The sequence below is a fragment of the Kribbella deserti genome, from assembly GCF_042434725.1.
In the GTDB taxonomy this organism is placed as follows: Bacteria; Actinomycetota; Actinomycetes; order Propionibacteriales; family Kribbellaceae; genus Kribbella; species Kribbella deserti.
This window is the reverse complement of the sequence record NZ_JBHLTC010000040.1, coordinates 220,783-236,351: the sequence shown is the minus strand read 5'-3', so window position 1 is coordinate 236,351 and position 15,569 is coordinate 220,783. Positions and strand designations below refer to the sequence as shown.

At 68.5% G+C, this 15,569-nt stretch carries 14 protein-coding genes; 6 read left to right on the top strand and 8 right to left on the bottom strand.

Features of this window, described 5'->3' with window-relative positions; genetic code table 11:
• Positions 1-4: 4 nt before the first annotated feature.
• The 5 genes from tsaE to ACFFGN_RS32390 are packed head-to-tail and all read right to left on the bottom strand — an operon-like array spanning position 5 to position 4,791.
• Positions 5-934: a tRNA (adenosine(37)-N6)-threonylcarbamoyltransferase complex ATPase subunit type 1 TsaE gene (tsaE, locus tag ACFFGN_RS32410; protein WP_380055764.1), complete on the bottom strand. Its 930-nt coding sequence runs from the start codon at positions 932-934 to the stop codon at positions 5-7.
• Entirely contained in the window at positions 931-2,052 is a 1,122-nt protein-coding gene (locus ACFFGN_RS32405) for an alpha/beta fold hydrolase (protein ID WP_380055762.1), read from the bottom strand. Before ACFFGN_RS32405 ends, tsaE begins: the two co-directional genes overlap by 4 nt.
• The gene (gene alr / locus ACFFGN_RS32400; protein ID WP_380055759.1) at positions 2,052-3,221 is read right to left on the bottom strand and encodes an alanine racemase; all 1,170 of its coding nucleotides are present in this window, start codon (positions 3,219-3,221) and stop codon (positions 2,052-2,054) included. Before alr ends, ACFFGN_RS32405 begins: the two co-directional genes overlap by 1 nt.
• A gap of 15 nt (positions 3,222-3,236) precedes the next feature.
• Positions 3,237-3,884, bottom strand: a complete 648-nt coding sequence (locus ACFFGN_RS32395; protein WP_380055755.1) for an HAD family hydrolase — start codon at positions 3,882-3,884, stop codon at positions 3,237-3,239.
• Positions 3,885-3,903: 19 nt separating this feature from the next.
• Positions 3,904-4,791, bottom strand: coding sequence for a LysR family transcriptional regulator (locus ACFFGN_RS32390; protein ID WP_380055752.1), 888 nt, complete (start codon positions 4,789-4,791; stop codon positions 3,904-3,906).
• Between the two features lie 81 nt (positions 4,792-4,872).
• Here ACFFGN_RS32390 and ACFFGN_RS32385 point away from each other — a divergent pair, with 81 nt between their 5' ends.
• The 4 genes from ACFFGN_RS32385 (at position 4,873) to ACFFGN_RS32370 (ending at position 9,849) form a co-directional block, all read left to right on the top strand.
• Positions 4,873-5,943, top strand: coding sequence for an aminotransferase class V-fold PLP-dependent enzyme (locus ACFFGN_RS32385; RefSeq protein WP_380055749.1), 1,071 nt, complete (start codon positions 4,873-4,875; stop codon positions 5,941-5,943).
• A 240-nt stretch (positions 5,944-6,183) separates the two neighbouring features.
• Positions 6,184-6,963, top strand: a complete 780-nt coding sequence (locus ACFFGN_RS32380; RefSeq protein WP_380055747.1) for an META domain-containing protein — start codon at positions 6,184-6,186, stop codon at positions 6,961-6,963.
• A gap of 116 nt (positions 6,964-7,079) precedes the next feature.
• A complete protein-coding gene (locus tag ACFFGN_RS32375) occupies positions 7,080-8,450 on the top strand; it encodes a family 43 glycosylhydrolase (RefSeq protein WP_380055744.1) in 1,371 nt (456 codons plus the stop codon).
• A 142-nt stretch (positions 8,451-8,592) separates the two neighbouring features.
• Positions 8,593-9,849 (top strand): IS256 family transposase, encoded by a 1,257-nt coding sequence (locus tag ACFFGN_RS32370; protein WP_380056128.1) that lies wholly within the window; start codon positions 8,593-8,595, stop codon positions 9,847-9,849.
• A 313-nt stretch (positions 9,850-10,162) separates the two neighbouring features.
• Here the strand turns inward: ACFFGN_RS32370 and ACFFGN_RS32365 are convergent, their stop codons facing one another.
• Genes ACFFGN_RS32365 through glmS form a run of 3 tightly spaced genes read right to left on the bottom strand, consistent with a single transcriptional unit; the run spans position 10,163 to position 13,769 of the window.
• Positions 10,163-11,563 carry an NAD(P)H-hydrate dehydratase gene (locus ACFFGN_RS32365; RefSeq protein WP_380055741.1) on the bottom strand — a complete coding sequence of 467 codons (1,401 nt, stop codon included), beginning with the start codon at positions 11,561-11,563 and terminating at the stop codon, positions 10,163-10,165.
• Positions 11,560-11,910, bottom strand: a complete 351-nt coding sequence (locus ACFFGN_RS32360; protein ID WP_380055738.1) for a holo-ACP synthase — start codon at positions 11,908-11,910, stop codon at positions 11,560-11,562. Before ACFFGN_RS32360 ends, ACFFGN_RS32365 begins: the two co-directional genes overlap by 4 nt.
• The gene (gene glmS / locus ACFFGN_RS32355; protein ID WP_380055736.1) at positions 11,907-13,769 is read right to left on the bottom strand and encodes a glutamine--fructose-6-phosphate transaminase (isomerizing); all 1,863 of its coding nucleotides are present in this window, start codon (positions 13,767-13,769) and stop codon (positions 11,907-11,909) included. Before glmS ends, ACFFGN_RS32360 begins: the two co-directional genes overlap by 4 nt.
• Before the next feature lie 75 nt (positions 13,770-13,844).
• Here glmS and coaA point away from each other — a divergent pair, with 75 nt between their 5' ends.
• Complete coding sequence (gene coaA / locus ACFFGN_RS32350) at positions 13,845-14,798, top strand: type I pantothenate kinase (RefSeq protein ID WP_380055734.1); 954 nt, start codon at positions 13,845-13,847, stop codon at positions 14,796-14,798.
• Positions 14,799-15,143: 345 nt separating this feature from the next.
• On the top strand, positions 15,144-15,539 hold the full coding sequence (locus ACFFGN_RS32345) for a hypothetical protein (RefSeq protein WP_380055731.1): 396 nt from the start codon (positions 15,144-15,146) through the stop codon (positions 15,537-15,539).
• Positions 15,540-15,569: the final 30 nt, after the last annotated feature.

The window sequence follows — 15,569 nt, the reverse complement described above, 5'->3', positions numbered from 1 at the left end:
AGATTCAGCCCTGTCCGACGACGACGAGTTCATTGAGTCCGGCCCCGGCCCAGCGCGGTCCGACCGGGGTGATCCGCAGTTCGCGGGTCTCGTCCGTGTCGTCATCGCCGCGGGTCAGCACGATGTCGAGGCGGTCCGGCGCGAGGGTTTCGGCCAGGCCGTGCCCCCATTCCACCACCGTGACGGCCTCGTCCAGACTCGCGTCCAGGTCGAGATCGTCCAGCTCGGCCACACCACCCACGCGATACGCGTCCACGTGCACCAGCGCGGGACCACCCGCCAGCGACGGATGCACCCGGGAGATCACAAACGTCGGCGAGGTGATGCTGCCGCGCACCTTGAGTCCGGCGCCGAGTCCCTGCGTGAACGTGGTTTTACCCGCGCCGAGATCACCCGACAGCACCAGCACATCGCCCGCCCGCAACTGCCCGGCGAGCGAACTACCGATCTCGCGCATCTCCTCGGCCGTCGGCACGGTCAGCTCCAGCGGCATCGCCTTAGCGAACACCACGTCGACCTCGCGCTGCTCGACCACGGAATAGCCCCGGCGCCGCCAGAACTCGATCGTCTCGGGCAATTCCGTTCGGGCCGACAACCGCACCCGGCGCAGGCCGCGGCGACGGGCGACGTCCTCCGCGCAGCCGACCAGGGCGGACGCGACGCCCCTGCCCTGGAAGCGCGGATCGACCGAGACCCGGCGCAGGCCGAGCACGTCGCCGTCCTGGTCGAACAGCATGCCCCCGGCCGGTACGCCGTCGATCGTGGCGAGCAGACCGCCGTACGACGCGATGGCGGCGCCGACCGAGGCGGCCGTTTCCGACAGCGCGGTCGAGGGCGGGTTCAAGGTCCGGCGGTTCGCGAACGCGTGGTGGATCACGGTCACGAGCTGGTCGGTATGGGCCGCGGTGGCGTCCACCACGTGCAGGTCGGTCATGTCGGTCCCAGGGATTGTTCGGCCCGCTCGATCATGCCGAGCAGGGCCGCGGTGAACTCTCGGTGGTGCTCGATCAGGCCGAGGTGACCGCAGTTCTTCACCTCGACGAGTTCGGCGCCCGGCACGTGCCGCACGATCTCCTCCGAATGCGCGAAGGGCGTCAGGTGATCGTTGTCGCCGCCGATCACCACGCACTCCACCTTCTGCAAGGGCTCGAGCGCTGCGTACTTGTTGTGCAGGGCAAAGATCGGATAGAAGTCCGCGATCACCGAGATCGGCGTGGCCGCGATCATCTCGTTCACGAACTCGGTGAAGGCGGGCGGTACCTCGGAGCCGAAGGAGTACTTCCGGGTCAGGATGTAGCTGATGTCGGTACCGGCCTTCCGGCTGCGCTCGACCACATCGGGAATGCGGGCCAGCGCCGCGACGGTCGGGGTGGCGAACCGGCGGGCCAACCGGCCGGGCCAGCCCGGGAAGATGATCGAGGTCTCGTCCAGCCCGCCCGCGCTGGTGGAGCACAGGCCGACGCCGATGACGCGATCACCGAACAGTTCGGGATGCTGCTCGGCCAGGGCCATGATCGACATACCGCCCATCGAGTGGCCGATCAGGATCACCGGGCCGCTCGGCGCGAACTCCTCGAAGATGCCGAACAGGTCGCGGCCGAGCTGGTCGATGCTGACGTTCTCCTGCGGGGACCGGCCGGACCGCCCGTGCGAGCGCTGGTCGTAGAACACCATCTTGCCGATACCGGCCAGGTCCCGGCGCTCGAAGTGCCAGCAGTCCATGTTCAGCCCGTAGCCGTGTACGAAGATCAGCGTCAGGTCCTCGGGCTGCTCGACCGGCTTGCGCATCAGCCTGCGCTTGGCCGGCTCCGGCGGCTGCCGACGCGACCGTTTGAGCGCGTCCACCTCGACGTACAGCTCGACGCCGTCGTCGGCGGTGAACACCCGGGCGTCACCGCGCAGGGATCCGAACGGCTCGGCCTCGAGCTGGGCCCGCTGGCCCGACCGCCGCCCGATCACCGCGCGCTCAACGGCCACACCCGCGGCGGCTCCGGCCGCGAGTACCCCGACCGCCGCCCCGATCAGGCCGGCGGTGCGTCCAACATTTGCCATCAGCCGGTTGCCCCTCCGGTCCGGTCCAGCTCAACGTACGTCCGGGGCACACGGGCGCCGAGACGCGTGACGATCTCGTAGTTGATGGTCTGGGCGGCGTCGGCCCAGTCGTCGACGGTCGGTTCGCCGCGATCGCCGGGGCCGAACAGCACGACGTCCTCGCCCGGCTGCACGGGGTCGTCGCCGAGATCGATGAGGCTCTGGTCCATGCAGACCCGGCCGACGATGCTGCGGCGCTCCCCCGCCACCCAGACCGGACCGGTGCCCGACGCATGCCGCGGTACCCCGTCGCCGTACCCGAGCGGCAACAGGCCGATCGTGGTCGGCACCGGCGTGACGTAGGTATGCCCATAGGAGATTCCGGTACCCGCTGGAACGCGTTTCACGACCGAAAGCCGTGCACGCAAGGTCATCGCGGGGCGCAGTCCCAGCTCGGCGGAGGTGATGGCGCGGCCGAACGGCGACAGCCCGTACGTCGCGAGGCCGGGCCGCACGAGGTCGAAGTGGCTCGCGGGCAGGCGGAGCGTTCCACCGGAGTTCGCGATGTGCCGGAACGGCGGACGCACTCCCAGCGCCCCGGCGTCATCCACCGCCGCCTGGAAGATCTCCAGCTGCTGGTCGTTCACCCGGTTCTTCGGGTCGTCGGCCATCGCGAGGTGCGACCAGATGCCCGCGATCTCGATCAGTCCGGCGGCCTCGGCGGCCTGGGCCACCCGGACCAGCTCGGGCCAATCCTCCGGAGTGGCGCCGGCTCGGCCCATCCCGGTGTCGATCTTGAGGTGGACCCGCGCGATGGTCCCTGTCGTACGGGCGGCCGCGCCGAGCTCGTCGATACCCCAGGGCGCGGACGCCGACAGGTCGATGCCAGCGGCAACCGCGGCGGTCAGGTCCTCACCGGGCGCGGTCAGCCAGCAGAAGATACGGCCGGTATCACCACCGGCACGCAGCGCGAGGGCCTCCTCGATCACCGCGGCCCCGATCCAGTCCGCCCCGGCCTCGCGCGCCGCCCGGGCGACCGGCAGCAGACCGTGGCCATAGGCATCGGCCTTCACCACGGTCATCAACTGGGCACCGGCGGCCACGGCCCGCAGGGTCGCCACGTTGTGCCGGATCGCACCGAGGTCGACCACCGCCTCCGCGCGCAGCGCCGGGTGGTTCGAGGAGTTCATAGCTCCTCAAGTGTCTCAGGAGCGGTCGAGCAGCGTTGGCAGGGCGGCCATTTCGTGGAACGTCGCGTCGGCGGAGGCCAGGCGGTCCGGCGGGGTCATCGCCGCGTAGCCGAAGACGGTCATGCCCGCCGCGTTGGCCGCCGCCACCCCGAGCGGGCTGTCCTCGATCACGGCACACCGGTCCGGCTTGGTGTCCAGCGCGGCCGCCGCGTGCAGGAACAGGTCCGGCGCGGGCTTGCCGTGCGCGACGTCCTCCGCGCTGAAAACGCGCCCCTCGAACCGGGACCAGAAGCCAACCGCGGTCAGAGCCGTCCGGATCCGCTGGTGCGTTCCGGATGAGGCGACGCAGTACGGCGTACCGGCGGCGTCGAGCGCATCCAGAACGGCCTCGACCCCGGGCACGGCCTGCAAGGTGGCGAAGCCGTCGAAGAGCCGCTGGTGATACCGATCCTCGAGATCCGCGGGCAGCGCCGAACCAAGTCGTGCCTCGGCCTTCGTCCGCATCGAGACCATGCTGCCGCCCATGAAATCCCGGACCGCCTCCTCGAAGGTGTAGGGCAGTCCGGCATCGGTGAGCAACTCGGCCAGGATCGTATTGGCCAGCCGCTCCGAATCCACCAGTACGCCGTCGTTATCGAAGATCACCAACTCGGGATAAGCCACACCCGAGCCTCTCATGGGTTCAGCGGTCCGCCGATTGCCGATGCAGCACGTCCAGGGCCGTGGTGACCGCGGCGCTGCCGGCCAGCTCCGGCCGGAACAGCACCTCAACGCGTCGACCCGGCCGGGGGCGAATGGGAATGGCGACCACACCGGCCGTCGGCGCGGCCTCCAAGGCGAGATCGGACAGCAGCGCGACAGCAAGGCCCGCGGCGACAAGGCGTTGCACCACCACGTAGTCGTCGCTGCGATGCCGGATATCCGGGCCGAATCCGGCCTGCTCGCTCAGCTGCAGCAGATGGGTCTCGCACCTGGGACAACCCGCCACCCAGCGTTCCGCCGCCAGATCGGTCAGTGCTACCCGCTTGCGCGCGGCCAACGGGTGGTCCGCGGCGACCACCGCCCGCAGCTCATCGGAGAACAGCTGGACCGCTATCAGCTCCGCCGACTCCGGCGCAGGCCCGTAGTCGAACGTGAGAGCCACATCGGCATCACCTGCCAGCACGAGCGCCCGCGCCTCGGGCGGTTCCACCTCGGTCAGTCGTACGTCGAGTTGCGGCGCGCGATCGGCCAATTCACGCAGCAGCGGCGGCACCAGCACCGCGCAGGCGGAGGGAAACGCCGCGATCCGGAGCGAACCGGCTTGCAGCGTGGCCAGTTCGCGAAGTTCCTCCTCGGCCGCGGTAAGTCTGGCGGCCATCGCGTCGGCGTGCGCCAGCAACGCCGTACCGGCTGGAGTGAGGGTGATTCCGCGCACCGAGCGCAGCATCAACGGCAGGCCCAGCTCGCGTTCCAGCCGCTGCATGTGCTGACCGACGGCCGGTTGGGTCCAGCCCAGGTCGGCCGCGGCGGCTGAGAGCGAGCCGAGCCGGGCCACCGTACGGAAGATGAGCAACCGGCGTGGGTCCACCGGCTTATCAAAGCAGAGCTTTGGGTTGGGCTCAGCAGTTCGGCCTTTTCCGCCAGCCGGTCGGCGGTCAGGCTGGACTACATGACGCCTGAGCAAACGACCCGGCTGGAAGAAGCCCGCGCCCTGTTCGACTCGGACCTGATCTACCTGAACACCGCCACGCTGGGCCTGCCGCCGCGGCACGCCTGGCACGAACTGCAGGACGCCCTGTACGAGTGGCGCAGCGGTACGGCGTACCCGCCGAAGTACGACGCCTCGGTCAACCGCGCGCGCCGGGCGTACGCCGAACTGTGCGGGCTCGACCCGAACCTGGTGGCGACCGGCAGCCAGGCCTCGCCGTACGTCGGTTTGATCGCGGGGTGGCTGCCGGACGGTGCCGAGGTGCTGATCGGCGAAGGCGAGTTCACCAGCCTGCTCTTCCCGTTCCTCGCGCAGGCCGGGCGTGGCATCAAGGTGCGGGAGGTCCCGCTGGAGCGCCTCGCGGACGAGGTACGGCCAGGCACCACGTTGGTCGCGGTGTCGGCGGTCCAGTCGTCCAACGGCTACGTCACCGACCTGGACGTACTCCGGACCGCCTGCGCCGCTACTGGCACCGAGATGCTCGTGGACCTCACCCAGGCCGCCGGCTGGTTACCGGTCGACGCCTCGCAGTACGCGTTCACCGTGGCCAGTGGCTACAAGTGGCTGCTCTCGCCTCGCGGCACGGCGTACTTCAGCGTCCGGGCCGATCTGCTCGACCAGATCATCCCGGCAAACGCCAACTGGTACGCCGGGCAGGACCCGTGGGACAGCATCTACGGCAGCCCGCTGCGACTGGCCCCGGACGCACGACGGCTCGACCTCTCCCCCGCGTGGCACTCGTGGATCGCGGCGGCGCCGGCGCTGGAGCTGCTTCGTGACATCGGGGCGGAGACCCTGCATGCGCATTCGACTGGTCTGGCCGCGCGATTCCGTACGGCGTGTGGTCTGCGTCCGTCCAACTCGGCCATCGTGTCGGCGGTAGCGGATCCCGAGGTACCGGAACTCCTGAAGGCGGCCCGCATCGTCGGAGCCGTCCGCGCCGGCCGCCTGCGCCTCTCCTTCCACCTGTCCACCAGCCAAGCCGACACCGACCGCGCCGCCGAACTCCTTCACCCCCACCTCCGCGACTAACGCCAACCACCCGCCCCGCCCCCTCGGCGCTGAGCCGCCGTTCCGGGCCGTCGCCTATTCCGACCGTCGGCGGTCGGAATAGGGGGTGGACGTGGGAAATCTGACGGGTCCACCCCCCGTTCCGACGGTCGACGGTCGGAATACGGCGACCGGACGCGGCCGGGCGACCCGAGGAGGGAAGAACCCGAGGCGGTGGGGGGACAACCGGGCGTGGTTGGTTGGCGTCTTATCGTTGTGAAGATGCGCAGCGTGGTGTTCCTGATCGCCGGTCTTGCCCTCGCGGCGGCCGGCTGCGGCAACGAGACGAGTCCGGGTGGCGGCAGTACGGATGACCGCCTGCGGGACCGGACCTTTCTCTCCACCTCGATCACCGAGAACGGCAAACCGAGGGCGCTGGCACCGCGGACCAAGGTGCGGCTGCAGTTCACCGCCGACGGCCGGTTGATCGCGGACGCGGGCTGCAACTCGATGCAGTCGCCGGTTACCACCTCGGGCGGAACGCTCACGGTCGAAGATCTCGCCACCACCGAGATGGGCTGCGACGCGGCTCGCCATGCCCAGGACGAATGGCTTCACAAGGTTCTTCGTGCCAAGCCCAGCTGGCAGGTCGAGGGCGACCGGCTGACGGTGACGTCGGCGACCACCACGCTCGTACTGACCGACGCGACCGAGCCGACCCTGCCCCTCGACGGCACGCGCTGGACTCTGAACAGCCTGATCCAGGGCGACTCGGTTTCGCATCAGGCCGGGATGGAGAAGGCGTACCTCGAGTTCGCCGACGGCAAGGTGACCGGTTCGACCGGGTGTAACTCGCTGACCGGGCCCGCGACCGTCAACGGCAACAACCTGCAGGTAGGTCCCATCGGGCTGACCCGCCGAGCCTGCGCCGGTGACGCCGCCAAGCTCGAACAGGCCATGGTCAAGGTGCTCAAGGGCACGGTCACCTTCACCATCGACGGCTCCCAGCTGACCCTCCGCGGCGCGGGCGGCTCCGGCCTCGAACTCACCGGCAAGCCCTGACCCCACCGCCGTACAGCCTGAGGGTTTCCACCTGGATCGAAGGCCATTGCGCCGGCTGGCGCCCGTATCTAGGCTCGCCGCCTCCCCCTGAAACCGCTGAGGTCGAGGTGCCGCCGATGCCGCTCCGCCTGTTCACCGCCGCCCTGCTCACGCTCGCCACCCTTACCGCCCTGACCACCCCCGCCAACGCAGAAACCGCCGCGGCAGAGAGCCCCGAGGCCGCGGCTACCGAGGCGCCGCAGCCGTTGATCAGCCGGGACTTCCCCGATGCGGATCTCCTGCAGGCTGGTACGACGTACTACGCCTATTCCACCAACGCGTCGTACGACGGCCGGCTGGTGAACATCCCGATCGCCCAGGCCTCGAGTATCACCGGGCCGTGGACCACCGACGGCGTGGACGCTTTGCCGCGGCTGCCTGGGTGGGTCGCGTTCGACCCAGGCAGCGGCACGTATCGGGTGTGGGCGCCAGATGTCTCGCAACGGGCTGACGGCGTTTACCTGATGTACTACACGGCCCGGCACACCAGCGGGCTCCAGTGCATCGGCGCCGCGACGGCCGGCACGCCGACGGGCCCGTTCACGCCGGTGGGCGTGGAACCGCTGATCTGCAACGCGTTCGACCACGGCAACATCGATCCGGCCAGTCTCGTCGTCGACGGCCGGCGCTATCTCGTTTACAAGGACGACGCGAACTCCGTCGGCCGGCCCGCGTCGGTCTGGATCCACGAGACCGCGGCGAACGGCATCAACTGGATCGGCGAACGGCACAAACTGCTGACCGCCGACGCGGGTGGTGACGAACGGACCGTGCTCGACGCCCCGATCATCGTGCGCCGCGACGGGCGGTTCGTACTGTTCTACTCGGCCGATGCGTGGGACGCGAACTACCATGTCAAGTACGCCGTCGGTACCAGCCTGACCGCACCGTTCGCCAAGCAGGGCACGGTGATCGACAACACCACTTGGCCTGGTTCGATCCGCAATCCCGGCGGCCAGGACGTCATCGGCGACCACCTCGCCTTCCACGCGCTCACCTCGGGTGGTCGCGGTCTGCACGTCACCGAAGTTGCCTGGCGCAACGGCGTACCGGTGCTCACGGACGCGCCGATCGTTGCTGACGGCACCTATCGACTGACCGCGTTGCACAGCGGCAAGGCGCTCGACTCCGTACTCCAGCGCACGCCGAGCCAAAGTCCCACCCAACGGTGGGCGCTCGCGCGGCAGACCGACGGCTCGTACCGGATCACGAACGAGGCCAGCCGACTCGCTTTGACCTGCGCCGGCCAACCGGTGTCGCAGACGGCCTGGGCGGGACGCGACGACCAACGCTGGTATCTCGATCCGGATCGCGCCGGCACCTACCGCGTCACCTGCAAGGCGACCACCCGCGCACTCGACGTCAGCTGGGCCTCAACCGCCGACGGCGCCGAGGTCATCACCTGGACCCAACACGACGCCGCCAACCAACGCTGGACCCTGTCCTAGCTCCCGCCCGGCAGCCGCGGACGCCTCAGCCCGCCCCCTCGGCCGAGGCAGCTCAGCCCGGCCCCTTGGCCGAGGCGGGACTGTAAGAATTTCGGTGTAACTCCTGAGGACTGAGGAGACCTCTGTGACTGATGTGACACCGATGGGATCTGCTGCGCCGGGTGTGGTGGATGAGCAGTTGATTCGTGGGTTGACCGAGCGGGCGCGGGCCGAGGGTTTGCAGTTGACCGGCGAAGGTGGGTTGCTGGGGCGGTTGACCAAGTTGGTGACCGAGGCGGCGCTCGAGGGCGAGTTGGATGACCATTTGGGGTATGCCAAGCATGATCCGGCTGGGCGTAATGGCTCGAACTCGCGCAACGGTAAGCGCTCGAAGACGGTGCTGACCGAGGCCGGGCCGGTGGAGATCGCGGTGCCGCGGGACAGGGACGGTTCGTTCGAGCCCAAGCTCGTGGCCAAGCGGCAGCGCAGGTTGTCGGGGATCGATGATCTGGTGATCTCGTTGTCGGCCAAAGGGTTGACCCATGGTGAGATCTGCGCGCATCTGGCCGAGATCTATGGGACGCAGGTGTCGAAGCAGACGATCTCCACGATCACCGACCGGGTCATGGACGGAATGGCCGAATGGCAGAACCGGCCGCTGGACCGGGTGTATCCGGTGGTGTTCATCGACTGCATCAACGTGAAGATCCGCGACGGGCAGGTCGCGAACCGGCCGATCTATATCGCGCTCGCGGTCACCGTCGACGGAACCCGCGACATCCTCGGCTTGTGGGCCGGCGAGCACGGCGACGGTGAAGGCGCGAAGTACTGGCTGCGGGTGCTGACCGAGATCAAGAACCGCGGCGTGAACGATGTGTGCATCGTGGTGTGTGACGGCCTTAAAGGTCTGCCGGATGCGGTCACGACCGTGTGGCCACCGGCGATCGTGCAGACCTGCATCGTGCACCTGCTGCGCAACAGCTTCCGCTACGCCTCCCGCAAGGACTGGGCCACGATCGCCAAAGACCTCAAACCCATTTACACCGCACCGACCGAGCAGGCCGCACTCGACCTATTCGCCGACTTCAGCGACAAGTGGGAAGCCCGCTACCCGGCGATCGTGCGGCTGTGGACCAACGCCTGGGCCGAGTTCGTGCCGTTCCTGGCCTTCGACACCGAGATCCGCACGATCATCTGCACCACCAACGCGATCGAGTCCATCAACGCCCGCATCCGCAGAGCCGTGAACGCCCGCGGTCACTTCCCCAACGACCAAGCCGCCCTCAAGTGCGTCTACCTGGCCATCATGAGCCTCGACCCCACCGGCAAAGGCCGCAAACGCTGGACCAACCGCTGGAAAGCAGCACTCAACGCCTTCGACATCACCTTCGACGGACGCCTGTCCGCCACCAAGAACTAGAAACCCAACCAACCAGTTACACCGAAAAATTGACAGTCCCGCCGAGGCGCCCGGATTCCGACCGTCGGCCGTCGGAATGGGGGGTGGACGTGCGAAATCTGACGGGTCCACCCCCCGTTCCGACCGCCGACGGTCGGAATCGGAAAGCCCGTCCCGGCGAGACGCGGGAGGCCTCGGCAGTGGGAGGCCTCGGCAGTGGGAGGCGGCCTGGCCGAGGCATGGCGGCGATAGGTGCCGCCGGACGAGGAGGCGCGGTGGGACGTGGCGAGGCGTGGGTGAGGGTGGGGCGGAGGTGGCTTGGCGTGGGTGGCGGTTAGGGGGTGAGGGTGTGGCGGGTGGCGGCGGGGAGGTGGGTGGCTAGGGTCATGGCGGTTAAAGGGGCGCCGTCCGCGGCTAGGTGGGCGGCAGCGGCGTGGAGGTAGGCGCCGACGGCTCCGGCGTCGAACGGGGACAACCCGGAGGCGAGCAGGGAGCCGCAGAGGCCGGCGAGTACGTCGCCTGACCCGGCCGTCGCGAGCCAGGCACTGGCGTTGGTATTGACCCGGACCCGCCCATCCGGTGCCGCGATGACCGTCGTGGACCCCTTCAGCAAAACCGTCGCCTGGAACCGCTCCGCCGCCATACGCGCGTGCTCCAACCCCCGGGCTTCCACCTCGGCTCTCGGTACGTCGAGCAGCCGGGCGAGTTCACCCGCATGCGGCGTGAGCAACGCCGGAGCCGCGACCGGCCCGTCGATCGCCGTCAGGCCATCCGCATCAACCACGACCGGTTCCGGCCCAGCCAGCAACCGCGCGACAGCCTGCTTGTCCAGCGCTTGGCCCAGACCGGAACCGACCGCCCAGGCCTGAACCCGGCCTTCACCATGGACCATCTCGGGATGTACCGCGCGGATCTCCGCCGCCACCGAATCCGGCCCGACGTACCGGATCATGCCGACGGGTCCACCCAAGGCGCCCGAGGTCGCGATCACCGCGGCGCCCGGGTATTGCGCCGAGCCGGCCATCAACCCGAGCACCCCGCGCGAGTACTTGTCGGATTCCCCATCCGGAACCGGGTAAAGCGAGCGCACATCCTCCGCCTGGAACGCCTCCGCGGTAGCCGGCGGAAGATCCAGCCCGATGTCGACGAGGTGGACCGTGCCACAAGCGGCCGCCGCGGGATCAACCAGATGGCAGACCTTGTGCGTCCCGAACGTGACCGTCAGATCCGCCCGCACATGCGGCTCAGGGGTTTCGCCCGTATCGACGTCCACCCCGGAAGGCACATCGACAGCCACCATCGGCACGCCATGCCGCGCCGCCAGCTGCACGAGAGCGAGGGCCTCCGGCTTGAGCCCGGGACGACCGCCGATCCCGACGATGCCGTCCACCACCACATCCGCGCCCGGAATGTCCTCGGCCGCGCCGATCCGGCCACCCGCGCGACGCAGGGCGGCGAGGCCTTCGGCGTGGGCCCTGTCGGACAGCAGTACGGCGGTGACCGAGGCACCGCGCCGGGCCAGGAGAACGCCCGCATACAAGGCGTCTCCGCCGTTGTCCCCCGAGCCGACCAGCAGCACCACGCGAGCGCCGTACACAAAACCGATAAGGTTGCCGATGGCAACGGACAGGCCGTACGCCGCGCGCTGCATCAACGTGCCGCCGGGCAGTTGCGCCAGCAAGGTGGCTTCGGCGGCGCGGACCTGTTCGACGGAGTGGGCGCGGCGCATTCTCATCCCTCCAGTACGACGACCGCGGAGGCGATACCCGCGTCGTGGCTCAGCGACAGGTGCATGCTCTGTACGCCGAGGCGCGCGGCCTGATCGGCGACCGTACCGGTGATCTCCAGCCAGGGCCGGCCGTCGTCGTCGCTGCGCACCTCGCAGTCGTGCCAGTGCATACCGCCCGGAGCGCCGAGGGCCTTCGCCAGCGCCTCCTTGGCGGCGAACCGCGCGGCCAGTGAAGCGGGCGGTTTGCATGCCTCGGCGGGGGTGAACACCCGCGTCCGAAGCCCGGGCGTACGTTCCAGCGTCTCCATGAATCGGGCCACGTCCACCACGTCGATGCCCACGCCGACTATCACTCGACCGTGACCGACTTCGCCAGGTTGCGGGGCTGGTCCACGTCGTGGCCCTTGGCCGTCGCCATCTCGCAGGAGAACACCTGCAGCGGCACGGTCGCGACCAGCGGCTGCAGCAGGGTTGGCACCTTCGGCAGGCGGATCACGTGATCGGCATACGGGTCGACGGAGTGATCGCCCTCCTCGACCAGCACGATCGTGCGCGCCCCGCGGGCCCGGATCTCCTGGATGTTGCTGACCATCTTGTCGTGCAGTACGTCGCGGCCCTTGGGCGGTACGACGACAAAAACGGGCAGGCCTTCCTCGATCAACGCGATCGGGCCGTGCTTCAGCTCACCGGCGGCGAAGCCCTCGGCGTGCATGTAGGCGAGTTCCTTCAGCTTCAGCGCGCCTTCCAGGGCAACGGGATAACCGACGTGCCGGCCGATGAACAGCACCGACTTGGCGTCCTTGAGCTCTCGCGCGAGCTGCCGCACCGGTTCGACCGACTCGAGCACCTTCGCGACGGCCGCGGGGGTCTTCTCCAGGTCCGCGAGAATGGCGGTGATCTCGTCGCCGTACTTGATGCCGCGTACCTGGGCCAGGTAGAGCGCGATCACGTACGTCGCGACGATCTGAGTGAGGAAGGCCTTGGTCGACGCGACGGCGATCTCCGGACCGGCGTAGGTGTAGAGCACCGCGTCGGACTCGCGCGGAATGGTCGAACCGTTGGTGTTGCAGATCGCCAGCACCTTGGCCTTTTGCTCGCGGGCGTGCCGCAAGGCCATCAGGGTGTCCATGGTCTCGCCGGACTGGCTGATCGCGATCACCATCGTGGACCGGTCCACGATCGGGTCGCGATAACGGAACTCGCTGGCCAGTTCCACCTCGCACGGGATCCGGGTCCAGTGCTCGATCGCGTACTTGGCGATCAGCCCGACGTGGAACGACGTACCGCAGGCGATGATGATGATCTTGTCGACCTCGCGCAGGTCGTCGTCGGACAGCCGCATCTCGTCCAGGTGCAGCCGCCCCTCGGGCGTGAACCGGCCGAGCAGGGTGTCCGCGATCGCCTTCGGCTGCTCGGCGATCTCCTTGAGCATGAAGTAGTCGTATCCGCCCTTCTCGGCGGCGGAGATGTCCCAGTCGACGTGGAACGGCGTGGTCTCGGCCGGCGTTCCGTCGAAGTTCGTGACCGTGACACCTTCGCGGCGCAGCTCGACGACCTGGTCCTGGCCGAGCTCGATGGCGTCGCGGGTGTGCGTGATGAAGGCGGACACGTCCGAGGCGAGAAAGTTCTCGCCTTCGCCGACGCCGACCACCAATGGGGAGTTCCGGCGAGCGCCGACCACCACGTCCGGCGCGTCGGCGTGCACCGCGACCAGTGTGAACGCGCCTTCCAGCCGGCGGCAGACCCGGCGCATCGCCTCGGCCAGATCACCGTCCGCCTCGGGCAGCAGCTCGCCCAGCAGGTGCGCGACCACCTCGGTGTCGGTATCGGAGCTCAGCTCGTTGCCGCGGGCCTCGAGCTCGGCCCGCAGCAGCGCGAAGTTCTCGATGATGCCGTTGTGCACGACCGCGACCCGGCCGGCGTTGTTCGAGTGCGGATGCGCGTTGCGATCGTTGGGCGGGCCGTGGGTGGCCCAGCGGGTGTGCCCGATGCCGGTAGTGGACGGCGGCAGCGGACGAGCCGCCAGTTCCTTGTCCAGATTCGCGATCTTTCCGGCCTTCTTCGCGATGATCAGGCCGTGGGCCGTGTCGGGCCCTGCTGTGACAACCGCCACACCCGCGGAGTCGTAGCCGCGGTACTCCAGCCGCCGCAGGCCTTCCAGTACCACTTCCAGCGCCGACTTCGCGCCGACATATCCGACGATTCCGCACATGTCGGCCACACTAACGCCTGGTACGTGACGTCGGTCTCGGCGCGCTCGGGGGCGATGTGTGGGAAGAATGGGGTCATGCTGCAGCCGCCCCGGGAGGTGACTCCCTACACCGAGCTGGATCGCGCCGCCTGGGCCGCGCTGGCGGAGACCACCGAGTCACCGCTGACGCCCGAGGAGATCGAGCGGCTCCGTGGCCTCGGTGACGAGATCGACATCGACGAGGTCCGCGAGGTCTATCTGCCGTTGTCGAGGATCCTCTCGCTGTACGTCCGGCACGCCCGGGCCCTGCACGCGGACACCGAGGCCTTTCTCGGCAAACCCGCCGCCACCCGGACGCCGTTCGTGATCGGTATCGGTGGATCCGTTGCCGTCGGCAAGTCCACCACCGCCCGACTGCTGCGCGAACTGCTGGCCCGTTGGCCCGAGCACCCTCGCGTCGCCCTGGTCACCACCGACGGCTTCCTCTGGCCGAACGCCGAACTCGAACGGCGCGGCCTACTGCAGCGCAAGGGCTTCCCCGAGTCGTACGACCGCAAGGCGCTGTTGCGCTTTGTCGTCGAGGTCAAGTCGGGTATCGACAACGCCGAGGCGCCGGTCTACTCGCACCTGCACTACGACCGCCTGCCGGACGTACGCACCACCGTCGAGCAGCCCGACATCCTGCTGCTCGAAGGCCTCAACGTGCTCCAGCCCGCTCCGCGCCGGGGCGACGGCAAGAGTGGGCTGGCGGTCAGCGACTTCTTCGACTTCTCGGTGTACGTCGACGCCGCCGCGGACGACATCCGCAGTTGGTACGTGCACCGCTTCCTGAAACTCTGGGAAACGGCCTTCCGCGACCCCGAGTCCTACTTCCGCCGGTATGGCGAGTTGTCCCGCGAAGAGGCCATCGCCAAGGCCGAGTCACTCTGGGACGGCATCAACGGCCCGAACCTGCAGGAGAACATCCTGCCCACCCGTTCGCGCGCCACCCTGGTCCTCCGTAAAGGCGCCGACCACGCCGTCAAATGGGTCCGCCTCCGCAAACTCTGACCCCGTCGCTTGAGCGGCCCCCACTCCTGACCGCGAGTGGCCCGTTATCCCTCCGCGCATGTGTCTCGTTCTACTTACCCGAGGGACGCGCCCGTTGGACACAGAAGTTTCGACAGTGGCAATCCCAGCACGTTCACGCAGGAACGAGGCTGCCACAACGATCTCCGGAGTTCCCTCTACGGCGCCGGCGCACTGGCGGCCAGGAGCACCCCCGCGCACCCAGGGCGAAATCATATTGACGAGAAACCAAATATAATATGCGGCGTCGTTGACAGATGATATCAGCCTTGGTAGAGTATGTGATGTTGCAGGGAGGGCTTGCATCGTGCATAGAGAGGGGGCAACATGACGACTGCTGAGGTCGGTGCGAACACCGTCGCCGAACGCTGCCGCGCTGAGGGCGGCCTGGTTCAGGCCACACTTGGCGAGCTCAGAGAGGAGCTCGGCTACCGCAAACTAGGCCGGTGGGTCCTGAACGAAATCGCGGAGAACCTGCGTGACACCGGCCTGGGTTACTTCCCACTTAATGCGCTCGACGGGGAACAGGTCATCAATCCCCGTAAGGAAGACACCGTCTGGGTGTACGACCGCGATGGCGGCCCCAGGGCGCAGGTGATCGATGCCATCGTTAACCCCGGCAAGAACGTGAAAGCTGTCCTCAGTAGCCACGTTGAGGGTGCGAAGGTGGCAATGACCGCCGAGCAGAAGCTCGAAGCGATCACCCGAATCGTCCAGGCCTGAGCATCACGCGGAACAAGTGCATCTGAGCGA